A 25366-nucleotide genomic window follows, 5' to 3' on the forward strand; every position below is an offset into this window, starting at 1 on the left:
GCGGTCGAGACCGATGCGACTTCAGTGCACGGATGTACTCTGATCTTCAACGCCAAACGGCGCTGCGCGACAACAGGGAAGGGACGATCCAATGACGCAGACACCCCAATCAGCACACAGTCATGCACTGAATCTCCTCTGACGGCCGGGACCCCGATGGAACAGACGAACGAGCTGGCACAGGAACTCGCGGCCGCGGCCCGGCGGCACGGTTCGGCGATCGCGGGCATCGTCGGATCGGCCGCCCGCAAAGCGTCGTGGGAAGTGCTCGACCTCATGGCCGAGAGCCGCGAACTCGTCGGCGCGGCGTTTCGGGCCAGGGCCGAGGAACTTCGCCGCCGGGACCGGCCGAGCTGACCGGCCCGGATCAGATCGGTGGCCGCGGCGACGCGGGCACCGATTTGTCGGCCACCTCGATGAGGGCCTGCGCCCACCCGTCCAGCCGGTCGGAGGCGTGGCGCAGATCCGCCACGATGGTGTCGAAGTTGTGCCGCACCACGGTGGTCTCCGGCACCGCGAGAATCCGGCCCGCCGCGGCCACCACCTGCTCGTACTCCGTGACGCCCGCGTCGAGCCTGGCCAGGATCAGCCGCAGATTCTCGGTGAGCGCCACCGCCGCGGGCGAATTCGCGCTTCCGATGGCCCCGAGCCCCTGTTCCATCGCCGTGATATCGGCAGCCAGCGCATGGAGCGCCGCCGCGCCCGAGGCGGCGGTCTCGAGCATGTCGGCCAGTTCGTCCGGGGGCAGCCGATGCGAGCGGGCGATCTGAACGCCCAAGCCGTGCAAGGCCTTCTCCGCGCGCACCAGACGCGCGATCGACGGCCGGGCGTTCGACCATACCGGTGGCTGCTTACGCGGGAGGAACGCCGCATGCGGCAGCGGCGCTCCCCGCAGTCGCAGATAGCGACGAGTGCTCAGCGCCGCGCCGGTGACCAGTGCCACCGCGCCGCCGCCGACCACGACCACGGCCCACACCGGCGCCGAAAGGGCGACGAGGCCAACGGTTCCCACTGTGGTGAGGCCGGACACCGTGCCCAGCTGGAAGGTGCGACGGCGGGCCCTGCGGCGGCGGCGCAGCTCCCGCTCCCGTGGATCGGCCCAGCGCCGCACGGCGACGAGCGCGTTCTCACCGACTTCGCGAAGACTGTCCGGCAGGCTGCCCGGCTGTGGCGCGAGCGCGGCTTGGGCCCGGATCATCGCCGTCCCGCGCAGGCGCCGCGTTTCGGGCCGACGCTCGCGAAATGCACTGCCGCTCATACCTTCTCTCCACCGGTTGCACACATCGGACAGACCGGGACCCGACTCGGCCGACGGCCGGCCGGTCGGGTCCCCACGCCTTGTCCTCCAGTGAACCAGCCCCCACCGACACGTGTTCGCCGAACACCCGGAGGCGGCTACTGCTGCGCGGCCTGTCCCTTGTTCATCTGCGGCTGTGCCGAACCCGCCTGTGCCGGATTGATGGCGGGCTGGGCGCCACCGGCGGGCAACTGGTCCCCGCGCATGGACGCGCGGATCTGCTCCAGTTTGCTGTGCCCGGCCATCTGGATGCTGGCCTGCTGCACCTCGAGCATGCGGCCCTGCACCGAATTCTGCGCGAGTTCCGCTGCGCCCAGCGCGTTGGCGTAGCGGCGCTCGATCTTCTCGCGCACCGCGTCCAGGCTCGGCGTGCTGCCGGGCGCCGACAGCGTCGAATCCATCTGCTGCAGCGAGGCGGAGACCTGCTCCTGCATCTTGGCCTGCTCCAGCTGGCTGAGCAGCTTGGTGCGCTCGGCGACCTTCTGCTGCAACAGCATCGCGTTCTGCTCCACGGCCTTCTTCGCCTGGGCGGCCGCCTGCAGCGACTGGTCGTGCAGGACCTTCAGGTCCTCGACGGACTGCTCGGCGGTGACCAGTTGCGCGGCGAACGCCTCGGCGGCGTTGGTGTACTGGATCGCCTTCTCGGTGTCGCCCGCCGCGGTGGCCTGATCGGCCAGCAGGACGGCCTGACGTGCGTTGGCGTTGAGCTTCTCGACCTCGTCCAGCTGCCGGTTCAGCTTCATCTCCAGCTGACGCTGGTTGCCGATGACCGAGGCGGCCTGCTGCGAAAGGGCCTGATGCTGCCGCTGGGCTTCCTCGATAGCCTGCTGAATCTGGACCTTCGGATCCGCGTGCTCCTCGATCTTCGCGTCGAAGAGGGCCATCAGGTATTTCCAGGCCTTGACGAACGGATTAGCCATCGATTGATCCCGCCTCCATCTGACATGCCGCGCTCCGGCGCGACTCCAGTGCGCGACCGTCACGCACCCGATATGTGCCTATCCTCCACCATGTGGCACCAGGGCCGGGCGAACCCGGCCCAACCGACGCCTACGGAGAATCTATCCGCTTTCCGCACCGGCCCGCAGCGTTGCCGCCGTGGCCGCAACTCGTCGCCGGTCACGCACCTTTCACCAGGACCAACATGTCCGATCGCGGAGCCGGGATGACGATCCGGGTGTCCTCCGCCAGCGGCAGCGGCCGCGCCGCGGCGTCGGCCGACATGGTTGCCGCCGCGGATGCGGACTCGGCCTGCGCGGCGGACTCGGCCGCCGTCCGCTCCGGCTCGGCCGCGGCGGCCGCGGCCTCGTCCGCGGGCGCGCCGGCCGTCGCCGCGTCGACACCGGCCATGATCGTGCTCACATCCCACAGCACCCGCGACAGCGGGACGTCCAGCGCTTCGCAGATGGCGGCAAGCAGTTCGCTGGAGGCCTCCTTGCGACCCCGCTCGACTTCGGAGAGATAGCCGAGACTCACTCGCGCCGATGTCGACACCTCGCGCAAGGTCCGGCTCTGGGCGAGACGCGCACGCCGCAGACTGTCCCCGATCGCCTCTCGCAGCAGCGTCATCTCGTTCTCCTTCGCTCCCGGTCGCGGGGCTGACGCGATCGCCGACCCCACGCATGCCGTTCTTTCTGGCACAACGTCGGAACCGGGGTGGATGGTTCCCGCCGGAAGCACCTCAGCCGCTCCGCCCGACGCGGTCGGCCGGGTCCGTGCCCGCCTCCCGCACACACCGCAGCAATTCCGCCACCGCCGTGCGCGTCGCACCGATTCTGATCGTCCACCGGTCGCCGGGGAGTTTCAACCGCATCACTTCGGTGTGCCCGGGACCGGCCAGTCCGAGGAAGACCGTGCCGACCGGGTGCCCGTCCTGGGAATCGGGGCCCGCCACGCCGGTCAGCCCCACACCCCAGTCCGCGCCGCAGCGCGTGCGCGCGCCGACGGCCAGCTGTTCGGCGGTGCTCGCAGCCACCGGGCCTTCGGCCGCGAGGACCTCCGCGTCGACACCCGCGAGGCTGTGCTTGAGGTCAGTGGCGTAGACCACCAACCCGCCGCGCAGCACGGCACTGGCGCCCGGTACCCCGGCGATGGTCGCGGCGAGCAGACCCGCGGTCAGCGATTCCGCGGTGGCTACCGTTTGCCGCACAGTCACCAGCGCACGAACGAGATCGATGGCGGGCACGTCGGCGACCAGCGGATCGCTCATGCGCCGCGGTTCCGCCCCGGGCCGCCCGCGAACCACACCCGGGCCGCCTGACCGACGTAGTCGAGGCCGGTGGCCACGGTCAGCGCGACCGCCACATACATCAGCAGCATGCCGATACCGGCGACCCAGCCCGACAGCGGCAGCAGGAGCATGGCGATGGCCACCGACTGGACCAGTGTTTTGAGCTTTCCCCCGCGCCCTGCGGGAATGACTCCGCGCCGCACGACGATCAGACGCAGCAGTGTGACGCCGATCTCCCGGCCGCAGATCACCAACGTGATCCACCAGGCCAGGTCGCCGAGCACGGACAAGCCGATCACCGCGGACCCGATCAGCGCCTTGTCCGCGATGGGATCGGCCAGTTTGCCGAAATCGGTCACCAACCCGTATTTGCGAGCCAATTGCCCGTCGAACCGGTCGGTGATCGCGGCGAGGCCGAACAGCGCCGCGGCGGCGATCCGCCAACCGGTCTGGTGACCATCTCCGGCGAACAGCGCGACGACGAACAGCGGCACGATCGCGATGCGCAACATGGTGAGCACGTTCGCGATGTTCAGCAGCGGAGGGCCGCTCTCGGCCTGCGCGGGCGCGAAGCCGGGACGGATCGGGGCGGGCGCGCTCCAGGGGCGGTCCGTCTCGTCGGGTTGCACGCTCATGCCATCGCCTCACCGGCGATCGGCTCGCTCACGGCCGCCTCGTCGGACCGCCGCGCCGCCCGGCGCGATGCGGTGAGTTGGACGAGTGGATCTGCGGCACACGTTCAGACTATCGGTAGCCGAGCCGACTACTGTGCACCCCATGACCTCTCGGGGACCACTAGGTGGTTCGACCAGCGACGCGTATCCGGGCGCGGCTTCGGCCGCGCAGAGCTCCCTCCCGGTCGTCCGACGCGCGCGAACCTCCGACGTGCCCGAGATCAAACGCCTCGTCGACGTCTACGCCGGCCGCATCCTGCTGGAGAAGAACCTGGTCACCCTCTACGAGGCGGTGCAGGAATTCTGGGTCGCCGAACTCGACGGCCGCGTGGTCGGCTGCGGCGCGCTGCACGTGCTGTGGGCCGATCTCGGGGAGGTGCGCACGGTCGCGGTGCATCCCGACGTCAAGGGCAGCGGTGTGGGCAAGCTCATCGTGCAACGTCTCGTCGCGGTGGCGCGCGAACTCGAGCTGGAACGGCTGTTCGTGCTGACCTTCGAGGTGGAGTTCTTCGGCAGGCACGGCTTCGTCGAGATCGACGGCACGCCGGTCACCGCCGAGGTGTACGCCGAGATGTGTCGCTCCTACGACACCGGCGTGGCCGAGTTCCTCGACTTGAGCTATGTGAAGCCGAACACTCTCGGCAATACTCGGATGCTGCTGACGCTCTGAGCCCAACCCACAGGAAGCGATACCCGTGCCGATCTTCGCCGTCCACTACGCCTATTCCGAGGCCACCGCCGCAGACCGCGACGTCCACCGACCCGAGCACCGAGCCTGGCTGGCCGGGCTGCTCGAGTCGGGCACCCTGCTGAGCAGCGGTCCGTACCCGGACGGGTCCGGAGCGCTGCTGCTCTTCCGCTCGCCGGACGCGGGACAGCTGAAGGACCTGCTCGCCCAGGACCCGTTCGCCCGCGCGAACCTCATCGACGAGGTCCGCGCCGTGGAATGGGCTCCCGTCTTCGGCGCCTTCGCGCCCTGAGCGGCTACCGGTCCGCTCGGACCCGCGTGCGGAGCAGGCTGGCGACCGTCGCGACCACCAGGATGACCAGGATCACACCCAGCGAGACCGACGTGGAGATCTCCGGGACCGCGACGTGCTCGCCGCCGTTGACGAACGGCAACGTGTTCTCGTGCAGGGCGTGCAGCACCAGCTTCATGCCGATGAACGCCAGGATCGCCGCCAGTCCGTAGGACAGGTACACCAGCCGGTCGAGCAATCCGCCGATCAGGAAGTACAGCTGCCGCAGGCCCATGAGCGCGAACGCGTTCGCGGTGAAGACCAGGTACGGCTGCTCGGTCAGTCCGTAGATGGCTGGGATGGAGTCCAGCGCGAAGAGCAGGTCGGCGAACCCGATGGCCAGTAGCGCCAGCAACAACGGCGTGACCACCCGGCGTCCGTCCACTCTGGTCACCAGCTTGTCGCCGTCGTATTCATCGGTGGTCGGCAGGACCCGCTTGGCCAGTGCGACGATCCGGCTGTCTCGTTTCTCCTCGACCTCGACCTCGTGGCCGCTCTCGCGCAGCAGCTTGACCGCGGTGTAGACGAGGAACATGCCGAACAGGTAGAACACCCAGCTGAATGCGCCGATCGCGGCCGCGCCGACGGCGATGAACGCGCCGCGCATGGCCAGGGCGAGCACGATGCCGATCAGCAGCACCTTCTGCTGGTAGATCCGCGGCACCGCGAAGGTGGACATGATGATCAGGAAGACGAACAGATTGTCGACCGAGAGCGCTTTCTCGGTGACGAAACCCGCGTAGTACTCCCCGGCGTAGGTCGAACCCCACTGCCAGGCGACCACGCCGCCGAACAGCAGCGCCAGCCCGATGTAGACCCCGGACCAGAAGCCGGATTCCCGGAACGTCGGCTCGTGCGGAGTGCGCACGTGGGCGTAGAAGTCGAAGACGAACAGGCCGAGGATCACCACGACGGTGATCCCCCATTCGAGTGCGGTTACGTGCATGCGGCGTGCCGATCGAGGAACATGATGTCCATAATGCCCGATTTGTCCGTTACTGCGCGATAGCGAGGTGATTGCCGACCATAATTCCACATGCGTTCACTCGGCCGTTCGTGCCACCGTCGACGTTCGTGGCCGACGACTACCGCACCGCCTACTTCGAGACCGACGCCTGGTTCAGCCGGACCACCACGCACGAACGGAACCTCTCGGCGAGGTCGTGACCGCGCTGCCGCGGCGGACCTCACGCTGACCGGCCTGGTCGAACATCGCAGTGTTCCGTGGAACGCGCTGCCCGGCCTGATGACAACGGGCCGGGACGGTGAATGGCGGCTGACCCGGCACCCGGAAAGGCTACCGTTGAGCTATACCCTTCAGGCACGGAAGAACTGACCGGGTAGGGTCGTCGGCTAGGGAAAAGCGGTTCCCAACACCGACATCCGGTGTTACCTTCTGAGCCGGCGAAGATCAGACCACAGGAAGGCGAGACGATGACCGGGACGGCGGAGCGACAGGTGTCGCCGAGCGATGTCTCGCGCACCGGCGCCGCGCTATCGGCCTGGTCCGTCTCCTGGCGAGCCGCGCGGAGCCGCCCCTGAACGTGTCTTTCGCAGACCGTATCGAAAGGGGTCACTCCGCGGCGAATCGCCAGGAGCGACCCCTTTTTCGTGCGAACGGACGTAGCTCAGCCGGTAGAGCAGCGGTCTCCAAAACCGCGGGCCGGGGGTTCGAATCCCTCCGTCCGTGCCCAATCCTTCAGGTCGGAACCCCGACCGATCCCTCGTAGCCCAATCGGTAGAGGCGCCGGACCTAGATTCCGGTAGATGCGAGTTCGAATCTCGCCGAGGGAACCAGCCGGATCACTCCGACTCGTCGGAGTCGCCGCCGTCCCCGCCGCCGCGGATCGACCACAGCAACCCTTCCAGTTCATCGGGTTTCACCAGCACGTCGCGCGCCTTGGACCCCTCGCTCGGGCCGACCACGCCCCGGGTCTCCATGAGGTCCATCAGCCGTCCCGCCTTGGCGAAGCCGACGCGCAGCTTGCGCTGGAGCATGGAGGTGGACCCGAATTGCGAGGTGACCACGAGTTCCACCGCCTGCAAGAAGACGTCGAGATCGTCGCCGATATCGGGGTCGACGTCCTTCTTCTCGCCCGCCTTCGCGGCGGTGACGCCTTCTTGGTATTCCGGCTCCGCCTGGTTCTTGGTGAAGTCGACGACGCCGTGGATCTCCTCGTCGCTGATGAACGCACCCTGCAACCGGGTCGGCTTGCCCGCCCCCATCGGCAGGAACAAGCCGTCGCCCATGCCGATCAGCTTCTCCGCGCCGGGCTGGTCGAGGATGACGCGCGAGTCGGTCAGCGAGGAGGTCGCGAAGGCGAGCCGGGAGGGCACGTTGGTCTTGATCAGACCGGTTACCACGTCCACCGATGGCCGCTGCGTGGCCAGCACGAGGTGGATGCCGGCCGCACGAGCCTTCTGCGTGATGCGGACGATGGCGTCCTCCACGTCGCGCGGAGCGGTCATCATGAGATCGGCCAGCTCGTCGACGATGGCGAGGATGTACGGGTAGGGCCGGTACACCCGTTCGCTGCCCAGCGGCGCGGTGATCGCCCCCGACTTCACCTTCTTGTTGAAGTCGTCGATGTGGCGCACCTTGTTGGCCTGCATGTCCTGGTAGCGCTGCTCCATTTCCTCCACCAGCCAGGCCAGGGCGGCCGCGGCCTTCTTCGGCTGGGTGATGATCGGCGTGATCAGGTGCGGAATGCCCTCGTACGGCGTCAGTTCCACCATCTTCGGATCGATCAGGATCATCCGTACCTCGTCCGGCGTCGCCCGCTGCAGCAGCGACACCAGCATCGAGTTCACGAAGCTGGACTTACCCGAACCGGTGGAACCGGCGACCAGCAGGTGCGGCATCTTGGCCAGATTCGCCGAGACGAACTCACCCTCGATGTTCTTGCCCAGACCGATCACCAGTGGATGGTGGTCGGTACGCGTGGAGGGCGCCTTGAGCACGTCGGCCAGCCGGACCAGCTCGCGGTCGGCGTTGGGCACCTCGATGCCGACGGCGGACTTGCCGGGGATCGGCGCGAGCAGCCGGACGTTCTCCGTCGCGACGGCGTAGGCGATGTTACGCGCGAGCGCGGTGATCTTCTCCACCTTCACGCCGGGCCCGAGTTCGACCTCGTAGCGTGTCACCGTCGGGCCGCGCACGAACCCGGTCACCGCGGCGTCGATCTTGAACTGCACCAGCACCTCGGTGATCGCCTCGATCATCGATTCGTTGGCGGCGCTGCGTTTCTTCGGTGGATCCCCGTCGGTCAGCAGCGACAACGGCGGCAACGTGTAGTCGCCTTCGACCTCACGGTCGGTGACGAACTCCAGCTGCTTCGGCGGCGGTGGCGTCTGATCCTCCACCACCGCGGCGGGACGCTGCTTCTTCGGCTTCGGTTTCGGCGCGGGTTCCTCGGCCCCGATCTGCTTGGCGTCGCGCAGCGGGGGCTCGCCCAGCGACTCGGTGACCGCGTCGGGATCGCCGAACTCGTCGGGCGGGTAGTTCTCCGCGGGCGTGCGACCGCGCCGCTTGGCGGTGGCGCGATGCACCGGGAATCCGTCGGCGTCGTAGTCGGCCGGGTCGTAGTCCCTGCGCTCACCGTCGAATTCGCCGTATTCGTCGCCACCTGTCTCGGTGCCGAGGTAGCGCCGCAGCTTGGCGGGGACCTCGCGCACCGTCGTCCCGGTCACCAGCAACGCGCCGAAGACGATGGCCAGCAAAAGGATCGGGACCGAGAGCCAGGCGGTGAGGCCGTCGGTCAGCGGCCCGCCGGTCACGAAGCCGACGAAACCGGCTGCGCGGGAACGCCCGTGCGCGTCGGTGGGGGCACCCGCGGCGATGTGCCACAGCCCGAGGACGGGCAGGCCGATCAGCAGGCCGCCGAGCACAAGCCGCGGCCGGATCTCGGGGCGCGGTTCGGTGCGCATCAGGACGACGGCGATTCCGGAGGCGACGAACGGCAGGCATGCGGAGGCCGATCCGGAGATCGCGCGGATCACGTCCTCGACCAGGTGGCCGATGGGACCGCCTGCCGACAACCAGACCGCCGCCGCTATCACGGCGCTCACCGCGATCAGCGCCAGCGCTACGCCGTCGCGCCGATGTCCGTGTTCGATCTCGCCCGCACGGCTCAGGGCGCGTGTGGTGGCGCCGAGCCCGCGGGCCAGCATGGTCCAGCCGCTGCCGATACCCCGGGTGATCACCGTCAGCGGAGCCGTGTCGGACGGACGGCGCGCCGGGCGCCGGGCGGCGGTGGCGCGTCGGCGGGGCGTGGCGGTCGCCCTGGGCGTGGCTGTGCGGGGCGTGGCCGTGCGGGGCGTGGCCGCGCGAGACCGCGCCGCAGTGGTCCTCCCCCGCGCCGATCCCGCCCGCGCCCGACTGGTCGTGGTGCTGCGGGACTTACCTGCCATGGCCCCAGGCTAGCCGCAATCGCCCCATCCGGACCATCCGCAACACTGGCGCCGTTGCGCCTCTGGCGGCTTTTCGCCGATCCCCCGGTCCCGCGCGACGGGATGGCGGCGCGGAAATCAGAACGACCGGTCGGACTCGAGTACCGCCCGAACGGCCTCGGGAGATCCGGCGGTCTCCAGCCGCACTTCGTCCCGGCCGAAGGCATGCAACACCAGTTCCGACGGCTTGCCGGTCAGCGTGACGACGTCCTCGGCGGCGGACCGCACCACCGTGCGCCTGCCGTCCGGCGTCGCCAGCTCCACCGTGACCGGCGCCTTGCGGTAGGCCATCCTGGCCATCTTGCGCAGCACCGACCACAGCTGTTCCTCGTCGGCCGCGGGCAGTTCACGTGGCTGCCAACCGGGCTCGGCGCGGCGCACGTCCTCGTGATGGACGAACATCTCCGACAGATTGACCACGGCGTCGACCGGTCGCAGCGGCGACCACCACGGTGGGCCGGTACGCACCAGCTCCAGCAGTTCGGGGAACGGCTTGCCCGCCGCCTTCGCTTGCACGCGCTCGAGATACCCCGCAAGCGGCTTCAGCAGGATGCCCGGCGCGGCGTCGGGCCGCCGTTCGCGAACCACCAAGTGCGCGGCCAAGTCCCGCACCGTCCACGCACCGCAGAGCGTCCGCGCGTCCGGTCCCGCGGCCTCCATCGCCTCGACGACTCCCCGGCGTTCCCGCTGTGCCATAGTCACACCCTGAACATACCGACCGCTCGGCCATGCCGCCGCGCGGCGCGACGCACCGCGATCACCGCAACCGCCGCGCCACCAGCCGATCCCCCACCGGGATCTGACCGCAGCGCGCGGCCGACCGCGGAAACCGAACACTGCCGCACCTCGGCCTCATCCGGAACCGGATCGTTACGACCTTGCGGTTCAGCGGTTTTCACCGCACAAAAAGGCAGCGTGAGTTCCGCCTCCGGGTTGCGAGGCAGCCGACCGTGGGCCACACTTGGCGCCACGCCGATCGACGTGCATCCATAGCATGGCATTCGCGGCTCTCCCTGCCGGGAAATCTCCGGCTAGCGTAATGAGAATCGGCTCTGTACCTTGTCACTCGGTCCATCGGGTCGTGGGCCAATGACAAGAAGGGGCAAATCCTCGTGAAGAAGTTTGCTACCGGTGTGGCCGCGCTCGCGGCGGTAGGTGCCGCGCTGGCTGTCAGCGCGCCCGCCGCGAATGCCTACACCAACAACTACGGCGCGATCGCGCTGTCCACCTCCACCGGTCTGATCGGGTACTCCTACGACTACCCGAACTCGGCTGCCGCGGAGCAACGCGCGATCAGCTCCTGTGGCGCAGGGGATTGCCAGTCGGTGGTCTGGTTCCGCAACGGCTGCGGCGCCGTGGCGTACTCCAGCGGCACCGGCACCTGGAGCTGGGGGTACGCGTCGTCGCGGCGCAGCGCGCAGGGGCAAGCCTTGGCGCACAACGATTCCGATGCCTACATCGTGCACTGGAACTGCACGTCCAACCACGGCTGACGCCCGGAATTCGAGAAGGAAACAACGTGAAGCACCGCACTTTCCGGACCACCGTGGCCGTCGTCCTCACCGCACTGGCCTGCTCGCTGACCGCCTGCGCCTCCAATGACGACTCCTCGTCTCCGAGCACCAGCGCCGCTCCCGGGCACCCCGCAGGTGAATTGGAGGGCGGCTCGGGCAAGGGCGACAAGGAGGCAGGCTCCGCGCCGACCACGCCGTCCTCGCCCGTATTGCCGAAGCCCACCACGCAGCAGCTCAACGAGCGGCTGCAGAAGGCGTTCGACCCGAACGTGCCGAACACCGAGAAGATCAGCTGGATCCAGGCCGCCGAGCAGGATCCCTATCTGGTCGCCAACCTCGTCGACGCCGCGAAGAAGCAGAAGGTCACCGTCGAGGTCACCAACGTGGGCGACCCGAAGGACGGCAAGCTCAAGGCCGACGCCAAGGTCACCATCGACGGCACCCCGGTGGACAGCGCGTTCATCCAATTCGTGTCCGAGGGCGGCCAGTGGAAGGTCGACCACACCTTCGCCTGCAACATCGTCAAGAGCGCGAAGATCGAGTCCGCGGCCTGCCAGGAGTAAGCCGCTACCGCGTGAGAAGCGCCGGGCAGCTGAGCTGCCCGGCGCTTTTCGCTGTGCGGAAGGTCAGACGCCGATCACGGTCGGCACGATCATCGGACGACGACGGTAGGTATCGGCCACCCAACGGCCCACTACGCGGCGCACGCCCTGCGCGATGCGGTGGGTGTCGGTGACGCCCTCGCCCGCCAGCCGCAGCAGTTCGGCTTCCACCAGTTCGGCCGCATCGACCAGTGCGGTGGGATCGTCGGAGAAGCCGCGTCCGCTCAGCTCCGGCGTGCTCACCGCCTTGCCGGTGGTCTCGTCGATGGCGACGGTGATGGCGATGAAACCGCCCTCGCCGAGCACCAGCCGGTCCGACAGCGTCGATTCCCCGACGTCGCCTACCGAAAGCCCGTCGACGTAGACGTGTCCCACCGGCACCCGTCCGACGACCGAGGCTATGCCGTCGACCAGGTCGACCACCACGCCGTCCTCGGCGAGCACCACCCGCTCCTGCGGCACCCCGGTCGCCACCGCCAGCGCCGCGTTCGCACGCAGGTGGCGCCACTCGCCGTGCACCGGCATCGCGTTGGTCGGACGCACCGCGTTGTACAGGTACAGCAGCTCGCCCGCCGAGGCGTGCCCGGAGACGTGCACCTTGGCGTTCTGCTGGGTGATCACCGTGGCTCCGAGCCGAGCCAGGCCGTTGACCACCGCGAACACCGAGTTCTCGTTCCCCGGGATGAGCGAGGAGGCCAGCACCACCAGGTCGTCGGGGCGGATGTTGATCTGCCGGTGGTCGCCGCGCGCCATCCGCGACAGCGCCGACAGCGGCTCGCCCTGCGAACCCGTCGAGATCAGCACCAAGCGATGGCCGGGCAAGGTGGCGGCGACGTCGAGGTCGACGACCACGCCCTCCGGCACGGTGAGATAGCCCAGATCCTGGGCGATCTGCATATTGCGGACCATCGAGCGGCCGACGAAGCACACCCGCCGCCCGTACTTCTGGGCCACGTCGACGACCTGCTGGATGCGGTGCACGTGACTGGCGAAGGACGCGACGATGACCCGGCCGCGTGCCTTGCCGATCACCGAGTCCAGCACGCCGCCGATCTCGCGCTCCGGCGTGACGAAGCCGGGGACCTCGGCGTTGGTGGAGTCCACCAGGAACAAATCGACGCCCTCGTCACCGAGCCGGGAGAATCCGGCCAGGTCGGTGAGCCGCCCGTCCAGCGGAAGCTGGTCGAGCTTGATGTCACCGGTGTGCAGGGCGACGCCGGCCGGCGTGCGGATGGCGACGGCGAGCGCGTCGGGAATGGAGTGGTTGACGGCGAAGTACTCGCAGCCGAACGGGCCGTGCGCGGTGTGCTGCCCCTCGGTCACTTCGATGAGCTTCGGGTGCAGGCGGTGTTCCCGGCACTTCGCGGCGACCAGCGCCAGGGTGAACTTCGAGCCGACGACCGGGATGTCGGGCCGCAGCCGCAGCAGGAACGGCACCGCCCCGATGTGGTCCTCGTGCCCGTGCGTGAGCACGACGGCCACGACGCCGGCGATCCGGTCCTCGATGGGGCGGAAGTCCGGCAGGATCAGGTCGACACCGGGCTGCTGGTCCTCCGGGAACAGCACGCCGCAGTCGACGATCAGCAGTTGGCCGCCGTACTCGAAAACCGTCATGTTGCGGCCGATTTCGCCGATGCCGCCGAGGGCGACCACGCGCAGGCCGTTCTCGGGGAGGGCGGGCGGAGCGCCGAGCCGGTCGTGCGCGGCGATCGGATCCGCCTGCGCCGGAGGCTCTTCGACCCGCCGCGCACCGGACTGTCCCCGTCCACGGCCCGCTCGCCGGGATCCCGCATCCTGCGTCCTGGTCTCTCGACGCGCCTGCACGGGCGCGGGCCGCTCGACTGAAACGGCGGGCACCGTCGTCTCGTCGAGTGCCGGTTCGGGCAGCGCGACGGTTTCCGGCGGCGTGTGCTCGGCGGGGGCGGGCGCTCCGGCGGGACGGGACGCGCCGCGACGGCGGCGACGGGGTAGGGACTCGCTCACGAAAGCACTCCGACCGCTCGCAGGTCCGCGGCGAGCGCTTCCAGCTGCTCACCGGTCGGCATCAGCTGCGGCAGGCGCGGTTCGCCGACCTCCACGCCGAGCAGCCGCAAACCACCCTTGCTCATCGCGACGCCGCCCAGCCTGGCCATCGCGGCGTGCAGCGGCAGCAGCGTGGTGTTGATCTCGCGGGCGCGCACGACCTCGCCCGCCGTGTACGCCTCCAGCAGCGCGCGCAGCCGTTCGGGCGCGAGATGTCCGATGACGCTGATGAATCCGGCCGCGCCGACCGACAGCCAGGGCAGGTTGAGCGCGTCGTCACCGGAGTAGAACGCCAGACCGGTGCTCGCGATGAGTTCGGCGCCCATGTTCAGGTCGCCCTTGGCGTCCTTGACCGCGACGATGCGCGGATGCTCGGCGAGCTTGCGGATGGTGTCGCTGGCGATCGGCACCACCGACCGTCCGGGGATGTCGTACAGCGTGACCGGCAGATCGGTGGCATCCGCGACGGCGGTGAAATGAGCGATCAGTCCCTCCTGCGAGGGCCGGGAGTAGTACGGCGTCACCACGAGCAAACCGTGCGCACCCGCCCGCTGCGCGTTGCGCGCGAGCTCGATCGAATGGGCGGTGTCGTAGGTGCCCGCCCCCGCGATCACGGTCGCCCGCTTGCCGACGGCGTCGACGACGGCGCGCAGCAGATCGGCCTTCTCCGATTCGGTGGTGGTCGGCGATTCACCGGTGGTTCCCGAGATCGCGAGCAGGTCGACGCCGCGGTCGACCAGGCGGGCCGCGAGCGCGACCCCGGCATCGACGTCGAGCTTGCCGTCGGCGCTGAAGGGGGTCACCATAGCGACACCTACCGTGCCGGACGCACGCAGCTCCGTTGGCGTCGATTCACCGTTCTTCATGGTCAGAAAGGCTACCCGGTCGGGGACACGCCCTCGACACCGTCGTCGGCGATCAGGCCGCAACAAGGACGCGAATCCATATCGACGACGGTGAGATGATGTCATTTCGCCGCTTGCCTGATGTCATTCATGACGTCACACTGACATCATGGATTTGAACAAGTACACCGGCCAACTGCGCGAGAGCCTGATCGCCGCCGCGGCGCTCGGTGACGAGAAGACGCAGGCCACGGCGGCCGCACTGGCCGCGGCGACGGAAGGCCCGGCCCGCTTGGTGCTGCTCGCCGCGCTGTCGGACCTCGCCGCCGAGGTCAGCGCCGCGCTCGGCGACCGCACGGTGCACGTCTCGGTCGACGGCACCGACGCCTCCATCGATGTGCGCAAGAGCACGGTGGGCGAGCAGAGCCCCTCCTTCGAGGAGATGACCGGGGACATCAGCAGGGTCACGCTGCGGCTGGTGGAACAGATGAAGGCGCGTGCGGAAGAGGCTGCCGCACAGAGTGGCCAGTCCCTGAACTCGTGGCTGTCGAGCGCCGTCCACGGAGCATTGCGCGATCAGATGCGCGGGTACGGGCCCAAACGAGACATCTGACCCGAACGCGCTACAGCAATGCGGCGAGATTGCCGCGATCGCCTGTCGCGACCTCGTCCAGTTCGAGCCAGTCCGCCAGCTCGCGCAGCGCGCCGCCGAGGGCCTGCGCGGTGGCCGGAGTGTCGTAGCCGGGCTCGGCGAACGCGGCCGGCACCCACAACCGGCCGTTCGCGCGTTCCGCCCGCAGATCGACGCGGCCCACGAGTTCGCCGTCGAGCAGGAACGGGAAGACGTAATATCCGTGCACCCGTTTGTGTTCCGGGGTGTAGATCTCGATGCGGTAGTGGAAGTCGAAGATCCGCTCCGTGCGGGCGCGGAAGAAGATGAGCGGGTCGAACGGGCACAGCAGCGCCGCGCCTTCGATGCGACGCGGCGTGGAAGTGCCCGCCCGCAGATAAGCCGGTTTCCCCCAGCCCGCCACCTCCACCGGGATCAGCTCGCCCGCGTCCACCAGATCGGCGATGGCGGGTTCGGTCTGGGTGCGTTGGAGGCGGTAGTAGTCCCGCAGGTCCGCTTCGGTGCCGATGCCGTGCGCGGTGGCGGCACGCAGCACGAGCTCACGAACGGCGTCCTGCTCGGTGACGTCGCGTGCCAGCACCTCGGCGGGCAGCACCCGCTCGGTCAGGTCGTAGTGCCTGGTGAACCCCACACGCGTGGCCACAGACAGCGCGCCCGCCGCGAAGAGCTGCTCGCAGATCATCTTCGTATCGCTGAGATTCCACCAGGAGCCCTTCGGCCGCGGCTTGTCCAGCTCCAGGTGACGCTCCACCTCACCCGCGGTGGCCGGGCCCACCGCGGTGATCACGTCCAGGATGTCCTTGCCCAAGGTCGGATTGCGCTCGACCACCTTGCGCATGCCGGACCAGCGCCCGTGCTCGTAGCGCCGCATCCGCCAGCGCAGCAGCGGCCAGTCCTCGACCGGGATGAGCGCGGCCTCGTGCGCCCAATACTCGACGAGCGACCGTGGCCGCCGCGAGCCGTTGCTCCACGCGGCCTGATCCAGGAGCGTGCGGTCGTAGGGCCCGATCCGGCTGAACACCGGCGCGTAATGCGCCCGCACCACCGCCGACACCGAATCCAGCTGCAGCAGTTGCGTCCGGTCCAGCACGCCGAGCACCGTCCGCCGCGTGATCCGACCGGGCTTGCGCGCCCCGAAGCCCTGCGCCGCCAACGCCGTTCGCCGCGCCGCCGCCGCACCCATCTTCCGCATAACCGACAACGATGCCATGGGGTACCGACAGGTCAGGTGGATACCGTGACCGCGCCCGTGGCGTCGATCTCCGTGCGGCGGTCGCGGTCCGACGCGGTAGCCAGGACGGTAGCCAGGATGCGGCGGCCGGTCGGGAGGATGCGGACGGTGACCGAACCGTCATTGGCGGCGTCCAGTTCTTTGGTGGCGGCGTCGATCACCTGCTGGCGCACCCGATGCGGGACGCCGGTGAAACCGCCGTCGTCGAGCAGGATCACCTCGACACCGCGGGAGCGCGCTCCGCGGGCGGCGCTGTTGAGTTGATCGGTGGCCAGCTGCGGGGCCCGAAGCCCGTCGCGGAGTTCGGCTTCCAGGAGCCTGCACTGTTCCCGCTCGGCGGCGGTGAGTTCGTCGCCGTCGGCGATGCGTTCCAGGATCGGGCGCGCCACCGCGTCCAACCGAGCCAGCTGACGGGTGCGTTCGGAGTTCTCCGCGGCCATGGCGGCTTCGGCGGCGGCGCGCATGGCCGCTTCGTCGCGCAGCAGCCGCAGCGATCGCTGGGTGGGCCGCATGATCGCCGCGAACAGGGAAACCCCGGCGACCGTGGCGACCGGCACGATCGAACCGACGACGACGCCCTCCCGCAGGCCCGCCACCACACCGACCACGGCGATCACCACGCCGATGCCGGCGACACCGAGCCAGGCCGCGGCCGATCGTCCGCGCAGCACCAGCACGGCCAGCACGTAGGACGCGGCGAACGCCGTCCACACCTGCTTCGACCAACCGTGCTCGACATCGAACGAGGTCAGGGTGGTGGCCAGCGGTCCGGAGGCGGCGACGAACACGGTCGCGGGCCAAGGCAGCGGGTCGGTCGGCGCCGCCATCACCACGACACCGGCCAGCGCCAGCACGACCAGTGCCGCGACCGCCGCGGCCACCGGCGATTCCGAGAAGTTCCGGACCATGTACAGCACGATGGTCGCTTCGAGCACGACCAGGAACAACCAGGCCGCGCGGTCGCGGAGCCCGAGCAGATCGCGCAACCCGAATTCGGTTTCCGTCTCAGCCATTTCCGCCCCACACCAGCGTCACGGTCGTTCCCTCGCCCGGCTCGGATTCCACGAACCCGGCGCCGCCGGACAGCTGACGCATGCGGCCCAGGATGCTCACCGAGATGCCGAGCCGATCGACGGGCACCGCGCTCAGGTCGAAGCCCGCTCCGTCGTCGCGGAACACCACGCGAATCCCGCCGGCGCTGATCGTCACAGTGACGGTCCGGCGCACCTCTCGCCCGACGACGGTGGCGTGCCGCAGGCTGTTGCGCACGGCCTCGGCCAGCGCGGCCGCGATCGTGCTCGCGGCGTCCACCGGCAGGTGCAGATCGTCGAATCCGGCCCAGCGCCGCGTGGTGAACCGGATACCGGGGTTCACCTCGTGCACGGCCGAGCGCAGGAACCCGATCGCGGATTGCGCGTCCAGCCGGTCGGGTTCGATCTCGGCGCCCCGGCACTCGTCGAGTTGTTCCAGGGTCCGTTCAGCTTGGCGGCGCAGCACCGGAGATTCGGTCCCGGTGCGAGAGGCATCCAGCAGAGTGGACAGCACGGCGTCGTGGATCAGCGCGGCGAATCGCGCTCGTTCCCGTTCCCGGGCCGCCGTGCCCGCAACCGCCGCCGCGCGGCTGCTCTCGATCGCCGACTCACGATCCACTCGGGCCGCCGCCGCCCTGGCATAGATCACGCACCACAGGAACAGCGCGCTCAGTCCCGCCGCCCTGGCGAAATCGCCCAGCAGCGCGAGTGCGGTGGTCTCCCGCAGCACGACCAGATTGGCCAGCGCGCTGAACGCCGCACCCACCACCAGGTAGGCCACGGCCAGCGGTGGGCGCCAGGCGAGCACGGCCGCGAGCACGCCGAGTGCCAACACCCGATACAGCCACACCGAAGCCGCTTCGGCATTCGGCGCCGCGTACGCCACCGGAACCACCGCCATCGCCCCGAGGAAACTCACCGCCGCCGCACCGGCCACCCGCTGGATCACGCGCGGGCCCATTCCGACCGAAACGACCGCGAGCACCGGGAACAGTCCGAACGCCAGCACCACCTCGACGATCGTCCACTGAACGGGCACGAAACGGCCTTGATCGGCGATCTCGGGCAGTTCCACGATCGCGGCGATCACGCCGGCGATGCCGATGGCGAAACCGAACCGGCGCAGGATGCGATCGGCGGCGCCCTCGGAGACCTTCTCCCTGGACAGCGCGACGACTCCGCGACGCCAACGGCTCGCACGCGGCCGGTCGAGCGGGCGGGAACGGGGGTGCGACGGAGTGTCCAGCATGCTGGACGCGGTCATCCGCGCGGCTGCCGCTCGGGAACCGGCAGCCACCCGTCCTCCACCGCCCGCTTGTAGAGGTCGGTCTTGGTGGGCGCCGGACGACCGGCGTCGGCGTACTTCTGCCGGATCCGGCCGAGGTAGTCGTTGACCGTCTGCTCGGACAGGCCGGTCAACCGCGCGACCCGGGATGCCTTCTCGCCGGACGCGTACAGCGTGAGCACTTCCTCCTGGCGCGGGCTCAGGCCCACGTCGGACAACTGCGGATCGCCGTCGATGGCGGCCGCCCAGTCGGTGGTGACCACCTGTTCGCCGCTGGCCGCACGGCGCACGGCGGCGACGACCGTCGGCGCGTCCTCGGACTTGCGCACCACACCGAGCACCCCGGCGCGCGCGGCGGACCGCACCAGGAAGGCGTTGTCCGCGCCGGTGAATACCAGCACCTCGATGCCGCGGTCACGCAGGGCGCGCACGTTGTCCTCGGGCGAGGACCCGTCGGCCAGCCGCAGGTCCAGCACCACCAGATCCAGCTTCGGCGCGCCGTCGGCGGCGGACAGCAGTTCCGGCACGGTGCCCGCGGTCAGCACCAGATCGAGATCCGTTTCCCGCGCGAGCATCGCGGCGAGACCGATCGCGACCGATTCGTGGTCCTCGACCAATCCGATTCGGCGCGGGGCGTTCTCGCTCCCTTCGGCCCAGGTCACCTGGCTCTCCCATCCCGAGGTACTCGTCCACATCCCCACCGCGACAACATCGCAGACAGTATGCCGGGCAATGGTGCGCCATGGTCAGACACCAGAATTCGGGGGATCAGGGCATCAGCCCGGCCGCGAGCGTGGCGCCCAGCTCCCAGCACCGCTGCAAATCCTCCTTGGCGGGCGGACCGGAGACCACGACCGCGGCGGAGGCCTGCTCCCAGCCCAGTCCGGTGGTGATGCTCGCCACCCCGCGCTCGGCGCCCTCGGTGCCTTCGTTGCCGTGCAGATACATGCCGTACGGACGCCCGCGCGTGGAGTCCAGGCACGGATAGTAGAACGTGTCGAACGCGTGCTTGAGCGCACCACTCATGTATCCCAGGTTCGCCGGACTGCCCAGCAGATATCCGTCGGCGGCCAGCACGTCGGACGCGGTGACGGCCAGCGCGGCTCGGCGCACCACCTCCACGTTTTCGATCTCGGGGTCCGTGGCCCCGGAGACGACGGCCTCGAACATCGCCTGCATGTGCGGGGACGGCGTGTGATGGATGATCAGCAACCGGGCCACCCTGCGATGGTATCGGCCCGCGCGCTCGTCAGTCGGTGCCGCGCTCGTGCCGTTCCAGGGCGACCGCGCGGCGCATGGTCTCGCGGGCCCTGGTGCGGTCACCGGCGTAGTCGTAGGCGCGCGCGAGGCGGTAGGAGACGCGCCAGTTGTCCGGGTCGGCCTCCCACTCCGCCTTGACCGTCGCGAAGAGCTCGTCGGCGGCCGCACGTTCGATGCGGCCGGACGGCAGGCGCGGCAACGCGGAGGTGTCGAGTTCCAGGCCCTCGTCGTGGATGCGCCGCGCCAGTTGCTGATGCGCCAGGGCCGCACGCACCGTGGCCACGACGATCCAGACGCCCAGCAGCGGCAGGATCAGCACGCCGACGCCGATCACGATCGCCGCCACCTCGCCCGAACCGATCAGGCTGAACGCGATCCGGCCGAGCAGCAGGAAATAGAACACGAGCACCAAGATGAGCGCCGCGATCGGCGCGACCACCTTGACGATTTCCCCGCTGCCCTTGCGCTCGGCAGGCTCCGAGCCGCTCACGGTCGCGCTCCAGCCCGCCGCGGCGCTCGCCGCCGGCTCACAGGTCCAGGAACGGGTCGAGCCCGACGGTGAGGCCGGGGCGGTTCGCGATCTCACGCACGCCGAGCAGCACACCGGGGGCGAACGACGAGCGGTCGATCGAGTCGTGCCGGATCGTGAGCGTCTCACCCTGCGTGCCGAACAGCACCTCTTGGTGGGCGACCAGACCGGCGAGCCGCACCGAGTGCACCCGCACCCCGTCCACCTCGGCGCCGCGCGCACCCTCCAGCTCGGTTGTCGTCGCGTCGGGACTGCGGTTCAGGCCCGCTTTGTCCCGGGCGGCGGCGATCAAGCCCGCGGTGCGGTAGGCGGTCCCGGACGGCGCGTCCGCTTTGTTGGGGTGGTGCAACTCGATGACTTCCACCGATTCGAAGAACCGGGCGGCCTGCTCGGCGAAACGCATGGTCAGCACCGCGCCGATGGCGAAGTTCGGCGCGATCAGCACGCCGACTTCTGGGCGACCCGACAACCAGCTCCGCACCTCCGCCAAGCGAGCCTCATCGAAACCGGTGGTGCCGACCACCGCGTGAATGCCGTGCTCCACCAGGAACTTCAGATTCCCCATCACCACGTCGGGGTGGGTGAAGTCGACGACCACCTGGGTATCCGCCGCGACGAACCCGTCGAGCGAATCGTCCTTGTCGACGGCGGCGACCAGTTCCAGATCGTCCGCCGCCGTCACCGCCGCGCAGATCGCCTGTCCGACTTTGCCTCGCGCTCCGAGCACTCCGACCCGAATGGCCACCGCACCTCCTCGTTCCGTTTCCGGTCGGGATCAGCCTAATGGGCCGGGCCGACCGCGAACCCGCCGCCCGACAGTGCCCCGCGAAAGGGCGGCAACCGCCTATCGCGCCCGCTGCGGTTCCCCGATCTCCGAGTTCGGCACGCCGCCGAGATTCTCGACCATCCGCTGGAGGGTCCGCACGGTCGCGGCGAACTGTTCGTCACTGATTCCCTCCGCGAATTGCCTTCTACGCTCGGCGATCCGAACGAATGCCTGGTCGTGGGTGATGCGGCCCTCAGCGGTCAGCGACAGCACGCCACCGTTGTCGGAGACCAGCCCGTCGGCGACGAGTCCGGCCAGTTCGGTCGGCCATTCGGAGTCGTCGGTCCAGAACGTGTCGAGCGCGTGGCGGATGTCATCGGCGCGCTGCGGTCCGTCGGCCAGCGAGTGCGTCACCTGCCAGCGCCTGCGAGTGAGTCGACCCGAGGCGAGGTCTTCGTCGAAGCGCTGGTTGATCAGTCGATCGAGCTCCACCAGCCAGTACCCGATGGGGCGATGAACGGCCATGACCACTTCCAATCTATGCATGTCAACAACTACATGTACTATTACATATAAATTCCGGGCATGACAAAGTGAGCGAATGGACGAGGACGATGCGATCACCGTCGCCGTCGAAGCGGCGATGGTTCGGATCCGGCGCAGGCAGACACGCGGTGCGCTGAGCGACGGCGCGATTCCGGTCGCGGTGTTCCGCGCGCTGGACGCCGTGGCCGACGGCGCGGCCGACACGGTCGGCGCGCTCGCTCCCGCGCTCGGCGTGGATCAGCCGAGGGCCAGCCGCCTCGCAGCCCAGGCGGTGTCCTCCGGCCTGCTGGAACGCGTCGCCGATCAGCGCGACGGACGGCGTTCGGTCCTGCGGCTGACCGCCGCCGGGAACCACGCGGTGGCCGAGGCCAGAGCGGGCAGGCGCGCCGCCATGGCCGCCGCCATGGCCGACTGGACCCCCGCCGAGCGCGCCGAGTTCGCCCGCCTGCTGGAGCGATTCGTCGACCGGATGGACCGGCCCGCCGGTTGAGCGACGCGCGCCGCACGCCGCGGTCGAGCGGGCTCCTGCGGCGCGCCAGGTCAGTCGAAGACGATGACCTGCCGCAAGGCGTGGCCCGCGGCGAGTTCGTCCATGGCGCGGTTGATTTCGTCGAGCCCGACGTGCGCCGAGACGAGCCGCTCCACCGGCAGACTTCCCGCCCGCCACATGCGGACATACTCGGGGATGTCCCGCGACGGCACCGCGGAACCGAGGTAGCTGCCGACGATGGAGCGCCCCTGGGCGACCAGCGCCAACGGCGAGATGCTGGCACGGGCGTCGGGAGCGGGCAGTCCGACCGTCACGGTCGTGCCGCCCGGAGCGGTCGCGGCGACGGCGGTCTCGAAGGCACGGACGTTGCCCGCCGCCTCGACCACCACCTCGGCCTGCACACCGAACTCGGCGACCTCGGCCGGGGTGTACGCCGCGTGCACGCCCAATTCCCGGGCGAGCGCCAGCTTCTCCGGCACGGTGTCGACCGCGATCACCTCGTGTCCCTCGGCGGCGAGCGACACCGCGACCAGCACCGCCGCCATCCCGACGCCGCCCAGGCCGACGACCATCACCCGGTCACCGGCGCCGGGTCGCGCCGAGTTCAGCAGAGCGCCACCGCCGGTCAGCACGGCGCAACCGAGGACGGCGGCGACCTCGGCGGGCACGTCGTCCTCGACCGGCACGACCGACCTGCGATCCACCACCGCGTGGGTGGCGAAAGCGGACACACCCAGATGGTGGTGCACCTCGGCGCCGTCACGGGACAACCGCCTGCCGCCGTTGAGCAATTCGCCCGCGTTGTTGGCGACGCTGCCGGGCACGCAAGGCGTGCGACCGTCGGTCGCGCACCCCGCGCACTCACCGCACCGCGGCAGGAACGTCATGACCACGCGCTGCCCGACCGCGATATCGCCGTCACCGGGACCGACCGCTTCCACCCGGCCCGCGGCCTCGTGGCCAAGCAGCATGGGCACCGGCCGGACCCGGTTACCGTCCACCACGGACAGGTCCGAATGGCAGATCCCCGCCGCCTCGATCCGGACCAGCAGTTCTCCCGGCCCCGGCTCGCGCAGCTCCAGATCGCACACGGTGATGGGCGCCGACTCGGCGAAGGGCGCCTGCGCCGCGATCTGCTCCAGGACCGCTCCACGAATCTTCATGCCGCCGACGCTACCGCGCCCTGCGGTCCGGGCACATGGGACGGTCGCCGCTCCTCGCCACGTCGGTCGCCGCCTGCGTACGATGCCGCGCATGGGTGTGGATCTGGTGGATGCGGTCGAGCGGTTGCACGCCGACCTCGCCACGTGGCTCGGGTCGCAAGCGCAGGCGGAGGTGTTCGAGCGATTCGCCGCGGCGCAGCACGAGCGGTTCAGCATGGTGACGACCGGTGGCGAAGTACTCGGGCGCGGCGCGTTGCTCGCGGGTGTCCGCGGCGCGCGAAACGCTCTGCCCGGATTGGCGATCGAAGTGTCCGAAGTCGAGGAACTCCTGCGCTCCGGCGACATCGCGGTGGTGCGATTCCTGGAGACACATCGGACGGCCGGAAGCGTCACCAGCCGCCGGGTGACCGCCGTGCTGACCACCGATGACCCCGGCGCGGTTCGCTGGCTGACGGTGCACGAGACCGAGTCCGCACCGACCTGACCCTTCCCAGCATCGGGATGCGCGCGATGCGTTCGCGTCCCGCCTGCCGGACAATTTCGACCTCGTTCCCGGACGCGGTTCGACGGTCGGGAACAAGGTGGACTCGAGGAGGTCGGTGCCGGTGGACCGGTGGGAACGCGACGGGCTGCGCTCCGCCAACAGCGGAATCCGCAACCAGGTGGACCACATCCTCGATGCGCTAGCCGAGCAGCGCACCCACCTGTCGGAGGTGCGCGACAAGCTGGCCGCCGTGCGGTGCACGGCCGCGTCGGCGGACAAGTCGGTGGAGGTGACCGTGGACGCGGCGGGCATCCTCGTCGACGTACGGTTCGCGCCGACCGCGCTGCGCGGCACACCGGAACAGCTGGGCCGTTCGGTCGCCGAAGCGGGCAGACAAGCGGCTCGGCTGGCCCGTGAACAGCACGCGGCGATCATCGCTCCGATCGTCGCCGAGGCAGGCTCGATCCCCGACCTGCCCGATCTGGTCCCCGGCGCCCCCAGCTTGCGCGCGGTGTGGGAACCCGCGCACGACGAACCGACGGGCTGATGCGCTCGGTATCTCCGGAGCGGTGATTCCTCGCCGGACGGGACGACCCGGGCGCTCCGGGCCGACTCGACCGGCGAGGAACCACGGCCACCCCGAGTCCCGTTGCGGTGTGAGGTGGCTCGATAGTGCGGTTGTCGAATGTCGGCACATGGCATCTACCTCCGTTCTGGCGGGCAGCGCACGGGCTGCCGGTGGATGGGCGCGAGAATCAGGCGTACAGCTTCGCCAGGAACGTGTTCAGGTTGTCGCGCACCCGCTCGATCTTCTCTTCTGGCGTGAGGTCCTCGCGGTATCGGCTCCCGAGTGCGGGGCGCTTCTTGTTGCGCGCGTAGAGCGAGCAAGCGAGATCGGTACACATGTAGGTGCCGACCGAGTTGCCCCTACGGCCGGATTCGCCCGCCTTGTGCGCGGTCATCAGCGAGACCCCGCCGCCGGTATGGGTGGTCAGGCAGATCGTGCACATCTGCGCCCGGCCGGTGCCGCCGGTCGCATAGCGCAGCGCCACGCCCACCAAGCGGTCGTCCCGCGGGACGACCAGGTAGCCGCGCCCGGGCAGAGACAGATCGCTCCAGCCGAGGAAGTCCAGATCCGCCCAGGGCCGTTCGTCCAGGTCCTTGGGTACCGGCAGCCGTTTGGCGTCGCCTTTCGAACAGTTGACGAACGACGACCTGATGTCGCGTTCGGTGACGGGTTCCACGATGGGTCTCCTTCGGTCGATCGGTGGACAAACTCGAGCGACGTTACGGTTCCG

The 25366-nt window shown here is 69.6% G+C and carries 29 protein-coding genes and 2 tRNA genes; 11 read left to right on the forward strand and 20 right to left on the reverse strand.

What is annotated here, in order from left to right; genetic code table 11:
* Positions 1–156 precede the first annotated feature (156 nt).
* Positions 157–357: a hypothetical protein gene (locus tag AB0L97_RS09125; RefSeq protein WP_067809022.1), complete on the forward strand. Its 201-nt coding sequence runs from the start codon at positions 157–159 to the stop codon at positions 355–357.
* A gap of 10 nt (positions 358–367) precedes the next feature.
* Here AB0L97_RS09125 and AB0L97_RS09130 read toward each other — a convergent pair whose 3' ends face one another.
* The 5 genes from AB0L97_RS09130 to pgsA all read right to left on the reverse strand — a co-directional run bounded on the left by AB0L97_RS09130 (position 368) and on the right by pgsA (position 4162).
* The gene (locus tag AB0L97_RS09130) at positions 368–1258 is read right to left on the reverse strand and encodes a hypothetical protein (RefSeq protein WP_355070204.1); all 891 of its coding nucleotides are present in this window, start codon (positions 1256–1258) and stop codon (positions 368–370) included.
* Positions 1259–1395: 137 nt separating this feature from the next.
* Positions 1396–2217, reverse strand: a complete 822-nt coding sequence (locus AB0L97_RS09135; RefSeq protein ID WP_355070202.1) for a PspA/IM30 family protein — start codon at positions 2215–2217, stop codon at positions 1396–1398.
* Positions 2218–2416: 199 nt separating this feature from the next.
* Entirely contained in the window at positions 2417–2866 is a 450-nt protein-coding gene (locus AB0L97_RS09140; RefSeq protein WP_364426860.1) for a helix-turn-helix transcriptional regulator, read from the reverse strand.
* 112 nt (positions 2867–2978) lie between these two features.
* Positions 2979–3506 (reverse strand): nicotinamide-nucleotide amidohydrolase family protein, encoded by a 528-nt coding sequence (locus tag AB0L97_RS09145; RefSeq protein WP_356961469.1) that lies wholly within the window; start codon positions 3504–3506, stop codon positions 2979–2981.
* Positions 3503–4162: a CDP-diacylglycerol--glycerol-3-phosphate 3-phosphatidyltransferase gene (gene pgsA, locus AB0L97_RS09150; protein WP_364426864.1), complete on the reverse strand. Its 660-nt coding sequence runs from the start codon at positions 4160–4162 to the stop codon at positions 3503–3505. The genes AB0L97_RS09145 and pgsA overlap by 4 nt, the downstream gene beginning before the upstream one ends.
* A gap of 142 nt (positions 4163–4304) precedes the next feature.
* Between pgsA and AB0L97_RS09155 the strand changes: the two genes are divergently transcribed.
* Together AB0L97_RS09155 and AB0L97_RS09160 are read left to right on the forward strand one after the other, a co-directional pair.
* Positions 4305–4871 carry an amino-acid N-acetyltransferase gene (locus tag AB0L97_RS09155; protein ID WP_355070195.1) on the forward strand — a complete coding sequence of 189 codons (567 nt, stop codon included), beginning with the start codon at positions 4305–4307 and terminating at the stop codon, positions 4869–4871.
* A 25-nt stretch (positions 4872–4896) separates the two neighbouring features.
* Entirely contained in the window at positions 4897–5181 is a 285-nt protein-coding gene (locus AB0L97_RS09160; protein ID WP_355070193.1) for a YciI family protein, read from the forward strand.
* Between the two features lie 4 nt (positions 5182–5185).
* Here the strand turns inward: AB0L97_RS09160 and AB0L97_RS09165 are convergent, their stop codons facing one another.
* On the reverse strand, positions 5186–6166 hold the full coding sequence (locus tag AB0L97_RS09165) for a TerC family protein (protein WP_355070191.1): 981 nt from the start codon (positions 6164–6166) through the stop codon (positions 5186–5188).
* Positions 6167–6837: 671 nt separating this feature from the next.
* On the opposite strand from AB0L97_RS09165, the gene AB0L97_RS09170 reads away from it, so the two are divergent.
* Positions 6838–6910: transfer RNA gene (locus AB0L97_RS09170), tRNA-Trp, on the forward strand.
* A gap of 30 nt (positions 6911–6940) precedes the next feature.
* Positions 6941–7017 (forward strand) — tRNA-Leu (locus AB0L97_RS09175).
* A 6-nt stretch (positions 7018–7023) separates the two neighbouring features.
* On the opposite strand, the gene AB0L97_RS09180 is transcribed toward AB0L97_RS09175, so the two are convergent.
* Entirely contained in the window at positions 7024–9630 is a 2607-nt protein-coding gene (locus tag AB0L97_RS09180) for a DNA translocase FtsK (protein ID WP_364426870.1), read from the reverse strand.
* A gap of 117 nt (positions 9631–9747) precedes the next feature.
* Complete coding sequence (locus AB0L97_RS09185) at positions 9748–10371, reverse strand: TIGR03085 family metal-binding protein (RefSeq protein WP_364426873.1); 624 nt, start codon at positions 10369–10371, stop codon at positions 9748–9750.
* Positions 10372–10781: 410 nt separating this feature from the next.
* Here AB0L97_RS09185 and AB0L97_RS09190 point away from each other — a divergent pair, with 410 nt between their 5' ends.
* Positions 10782–11162, forward strand: coding sequence for a DUF4189 domain-containing protein (locus AB0L97_RS09190; protein WP_356961462.1), 381 nt, complete (start codon positions 10782–10784; stop codon positions 11160–11162).
* Between the two features lie 26 nt (positions 11163–11188).
* Positions 11189–11746, forward strand: a complete 558-nt coding sequence (locus AB0L97_RS09195; RefSeq protein WP_355070182.1) for a hypothetical protein — start codon at positions 11189–11191, stop codon at positions 11744–11746.
* 63 nt (positions 11747–11809) lie between these two features.
* Here the strand turns inward: AB0L97_RS09195 and AB0L97_RS09200 are convergent, their stop codons facing one another.
* Positions 11810–13768: a ribonuclease J gene (locus AB0L97_RS09200; protein ID WP_364426878.1), complete on the reverse strand. Its 1959-nt coding sequence runs from the start codon at positions 13766–13768 to the stop codon at positions 11810–11812.
* Complete coding sequence (gene dapA / locus AB0L97_RS09205) at positions 13765–14673, reverse strand: 4-hydroxy-tetrahydrodipicolinate synthase (protein ID WP_364426881.1); 909 nt, start codon at positions 14671–14673, stop codon at positions 13765–13767. The genes AB0L97_RS09200 and dapA overlap by 4 nt, the downstream gene beginning before the upstream one ends.
* Positions 14674–14821: 148 nt before the next feature.
* Between dapA and AB0L97_RS09210 the strand changes: the two genes are divergently transcribed.
* Positions 14822–15265 (forward strand): hypothetical protein, encoded by a 444-nt coding sequence (locus AB0L97_RS09210; RefSeq protein ID WP_356961457.1) that lies wholly within the window; start codon positions 14822–14824, stop codon positions 15263–15265.
* A gap of 10 nt (positions 15266–15275) precedes the next feature.
* On the opposite strand, the gene AB0L97_RS09215 is transcribed toward AB0L97_RS09210, so the two are convergent.
* The 8 genes from AB0L97_RS09215 to AB0L97_RS09250 form a co-directional block, all read right to left on the reverse strand.
* Positions 15276–16475 (reverse strand): crosslink repair DNA glycosylase YcaQ family protein, encoded by a 1200-nt coding sequence (locus AB0L97_RS09215; RefSeq protein ID WP_364426885.1) that lies wholly within the window; start codon positions 16473–16475, stop codon positions 15276–15278.
* Between the two features lie 32 nt (positions 16476–16507).
* Complete coding sequence (locus AB0L97_RS09220; RefSeq protein WP_355070174.1) at positions 16508–17527, reverse strand: hypothetical protein; 1020 nt, start codon at positions 17525–17527, stop codon at positions 16508–16510.
* On the reverse strand, positions 17520–18842 hold the full coding sequence (locus AB0L97_RS09225; RefSeq protein WP_355070173.1) for an ATP-binding protein: 1323 nt from the start codon (positions 18840–18842) through the stop codon (positions 17520–17522). The genes AB0L97_RS09220 and AB0L97_RS09225 overlap by 8 nt, the downstream gene beginning before the upstream one ends.
* A complete protein-coding gene (locus AB0L97_RS09230; RefSeq protein WP_364427344.1) occupies positions 18806–19525 on the reverse strand; it encodes a response regulator transcription factor in 720 nt (239 codons plus the stop codon). The genes AB0L97_RS09225 and AB0L97_RS09230 overlap by 37 nt, the downstream gene beginning before the upstream one ends.
* A gap of 73 nt (positions 19526–19598) precedes the next feature.
* The gene (locus tag AB0L97_RS09235) at positions 19599–20051 is read right to left on the reverse strand and encodes a flavodoxin family protein (protein WP_355070171.1); all 453 of its coding nucleotides are present in this window, start codon (positions 20049–20051) and stop codon (positions 19599–19601) included.
* Positions 20052–20079: 28 nt separating this feature from the next.
* Complete coding sequence (locus AB0L97_RS09240; RefSeq protein WP_364426890.1) at positions 20080–20580, reverse strand: hypothetical protein; 501 nt, start codon at positions 20578–20580, stop codon at positions 20080–20082.
* 37 nt (positions 20581–20617) lie between these two features.
* A complete protein-coding gene (dapB, locus tag AB0L97_RS09245; RefSeq protein ID WP_364426893.1) occupies positions 20618–21364 on the reverse strand; it encodes a 4-hydroxy-tetrahydrodipicolinate reductase in 747 nt (248 codons plus the stop codon).
* A 99-nt stretch (positions 21365–21463) separates the two neighbouring features.
* The gene (locus AB0L97_RS09250; protein WP_364426896.1) at positions 21464–21910 is read right to left on the reverse strand and encodes a hypothetical protein; all 447 of its coding nucleotides are present in this window, start codon (positions 21908–21910) and stop codon (positions 21464–21466) included.
* Positions 21911–21986: 76 nt separating this feature from the next.
* On the opposite strand from AB0L97_RS09250, the gene AB0L97_RS09255 reads away from it, so the two are divergent.
* The gene (locus AB0L97_RS09255; protein ID WP_356961451.1) at positions 21987–22421 is read left to right on the forward strand and encodes a MarR family winged helix-turn-helix transcriptional regulator; all 435 of its coding nucleotides are present in this window, start codon (positions 21987–21989) and stop codon (positions 22419–22421) included.
* A gap of 50 nt (positions 22422–22471) precedes the next feature.
* Here AB0L97_RS09255 and AB0L97_RS09260 read toward each other — a convergent pair whose 3' ends face one another.
* Positions 22472–23584: an alcohol dehydrogenase catalytic domain-containing protein gene (locus AB0L97_RS09260; RefSeq protein WP_364426900.1), complete on the reverse strand. Its 1113-nt coding sequence runs from the start codon at positions 23582–23584 to the stop codon at positions 22472–22474.
* 91 nt (positions 23585–23675) lie between these two features.
* Here AB0L97_RS09260 and AB0L97_RS09265 point away from each other — a divergent pair, with 91 nt between their 5' ends.
* Positions 23676–24068, forward strand: a complete 393-nt coding sequence (locus AB0L97_RS09265; protein ID WP_355070160.1) for a DUF4440 domain-containing protein — start codon at positions 23676–23678, stop codon at positions 24066–24068.
* Positions 24069–24183: 115 nt separating this feature from the next.
* Positions 24184–24615 carry a YbaB/EbfC family nucleoid-associated protein gene (locus tag AB0L97_RS09270; RefSeq protein ID WP_364426904.1) on the forward strand — a complete coding sequence of 144 codons (432 nt, stop codon included), beginning with the start codon at positions 24184–24186 and terminating at the stop codon, positions 24613–24615.
* Between the two features lie 208 nt (positions 24616–24823).
* Here the strand turns inward: AB0L97_RS09270 and AB0L97_RS09275 are convergent, their stop codons facing one another.
* Positions 24824–25312, reverse strand: coding sequence for an FBP domain-containing protein (locus tag AB0L97_RS09275; RefSeq protein WP_364426907.1), 489 nt, complete (start codon positions 25310–25312; stop codon positions 24824–24826).
* Between the last annotated feature and the right edge of the window lie 54 nt (positions 25313–25366).

It is taken from the genome of Nocardia sp. NPDC051911, from assembly GCF_040681035.1.
In the GTDB taxonomy this organism is placed as follows: Bacteria; Actinomycetota; Actinomycetes; order Mycobacteriales; family Mycobacteriaceae; genus Nocardia; species Nocardia sichangensis.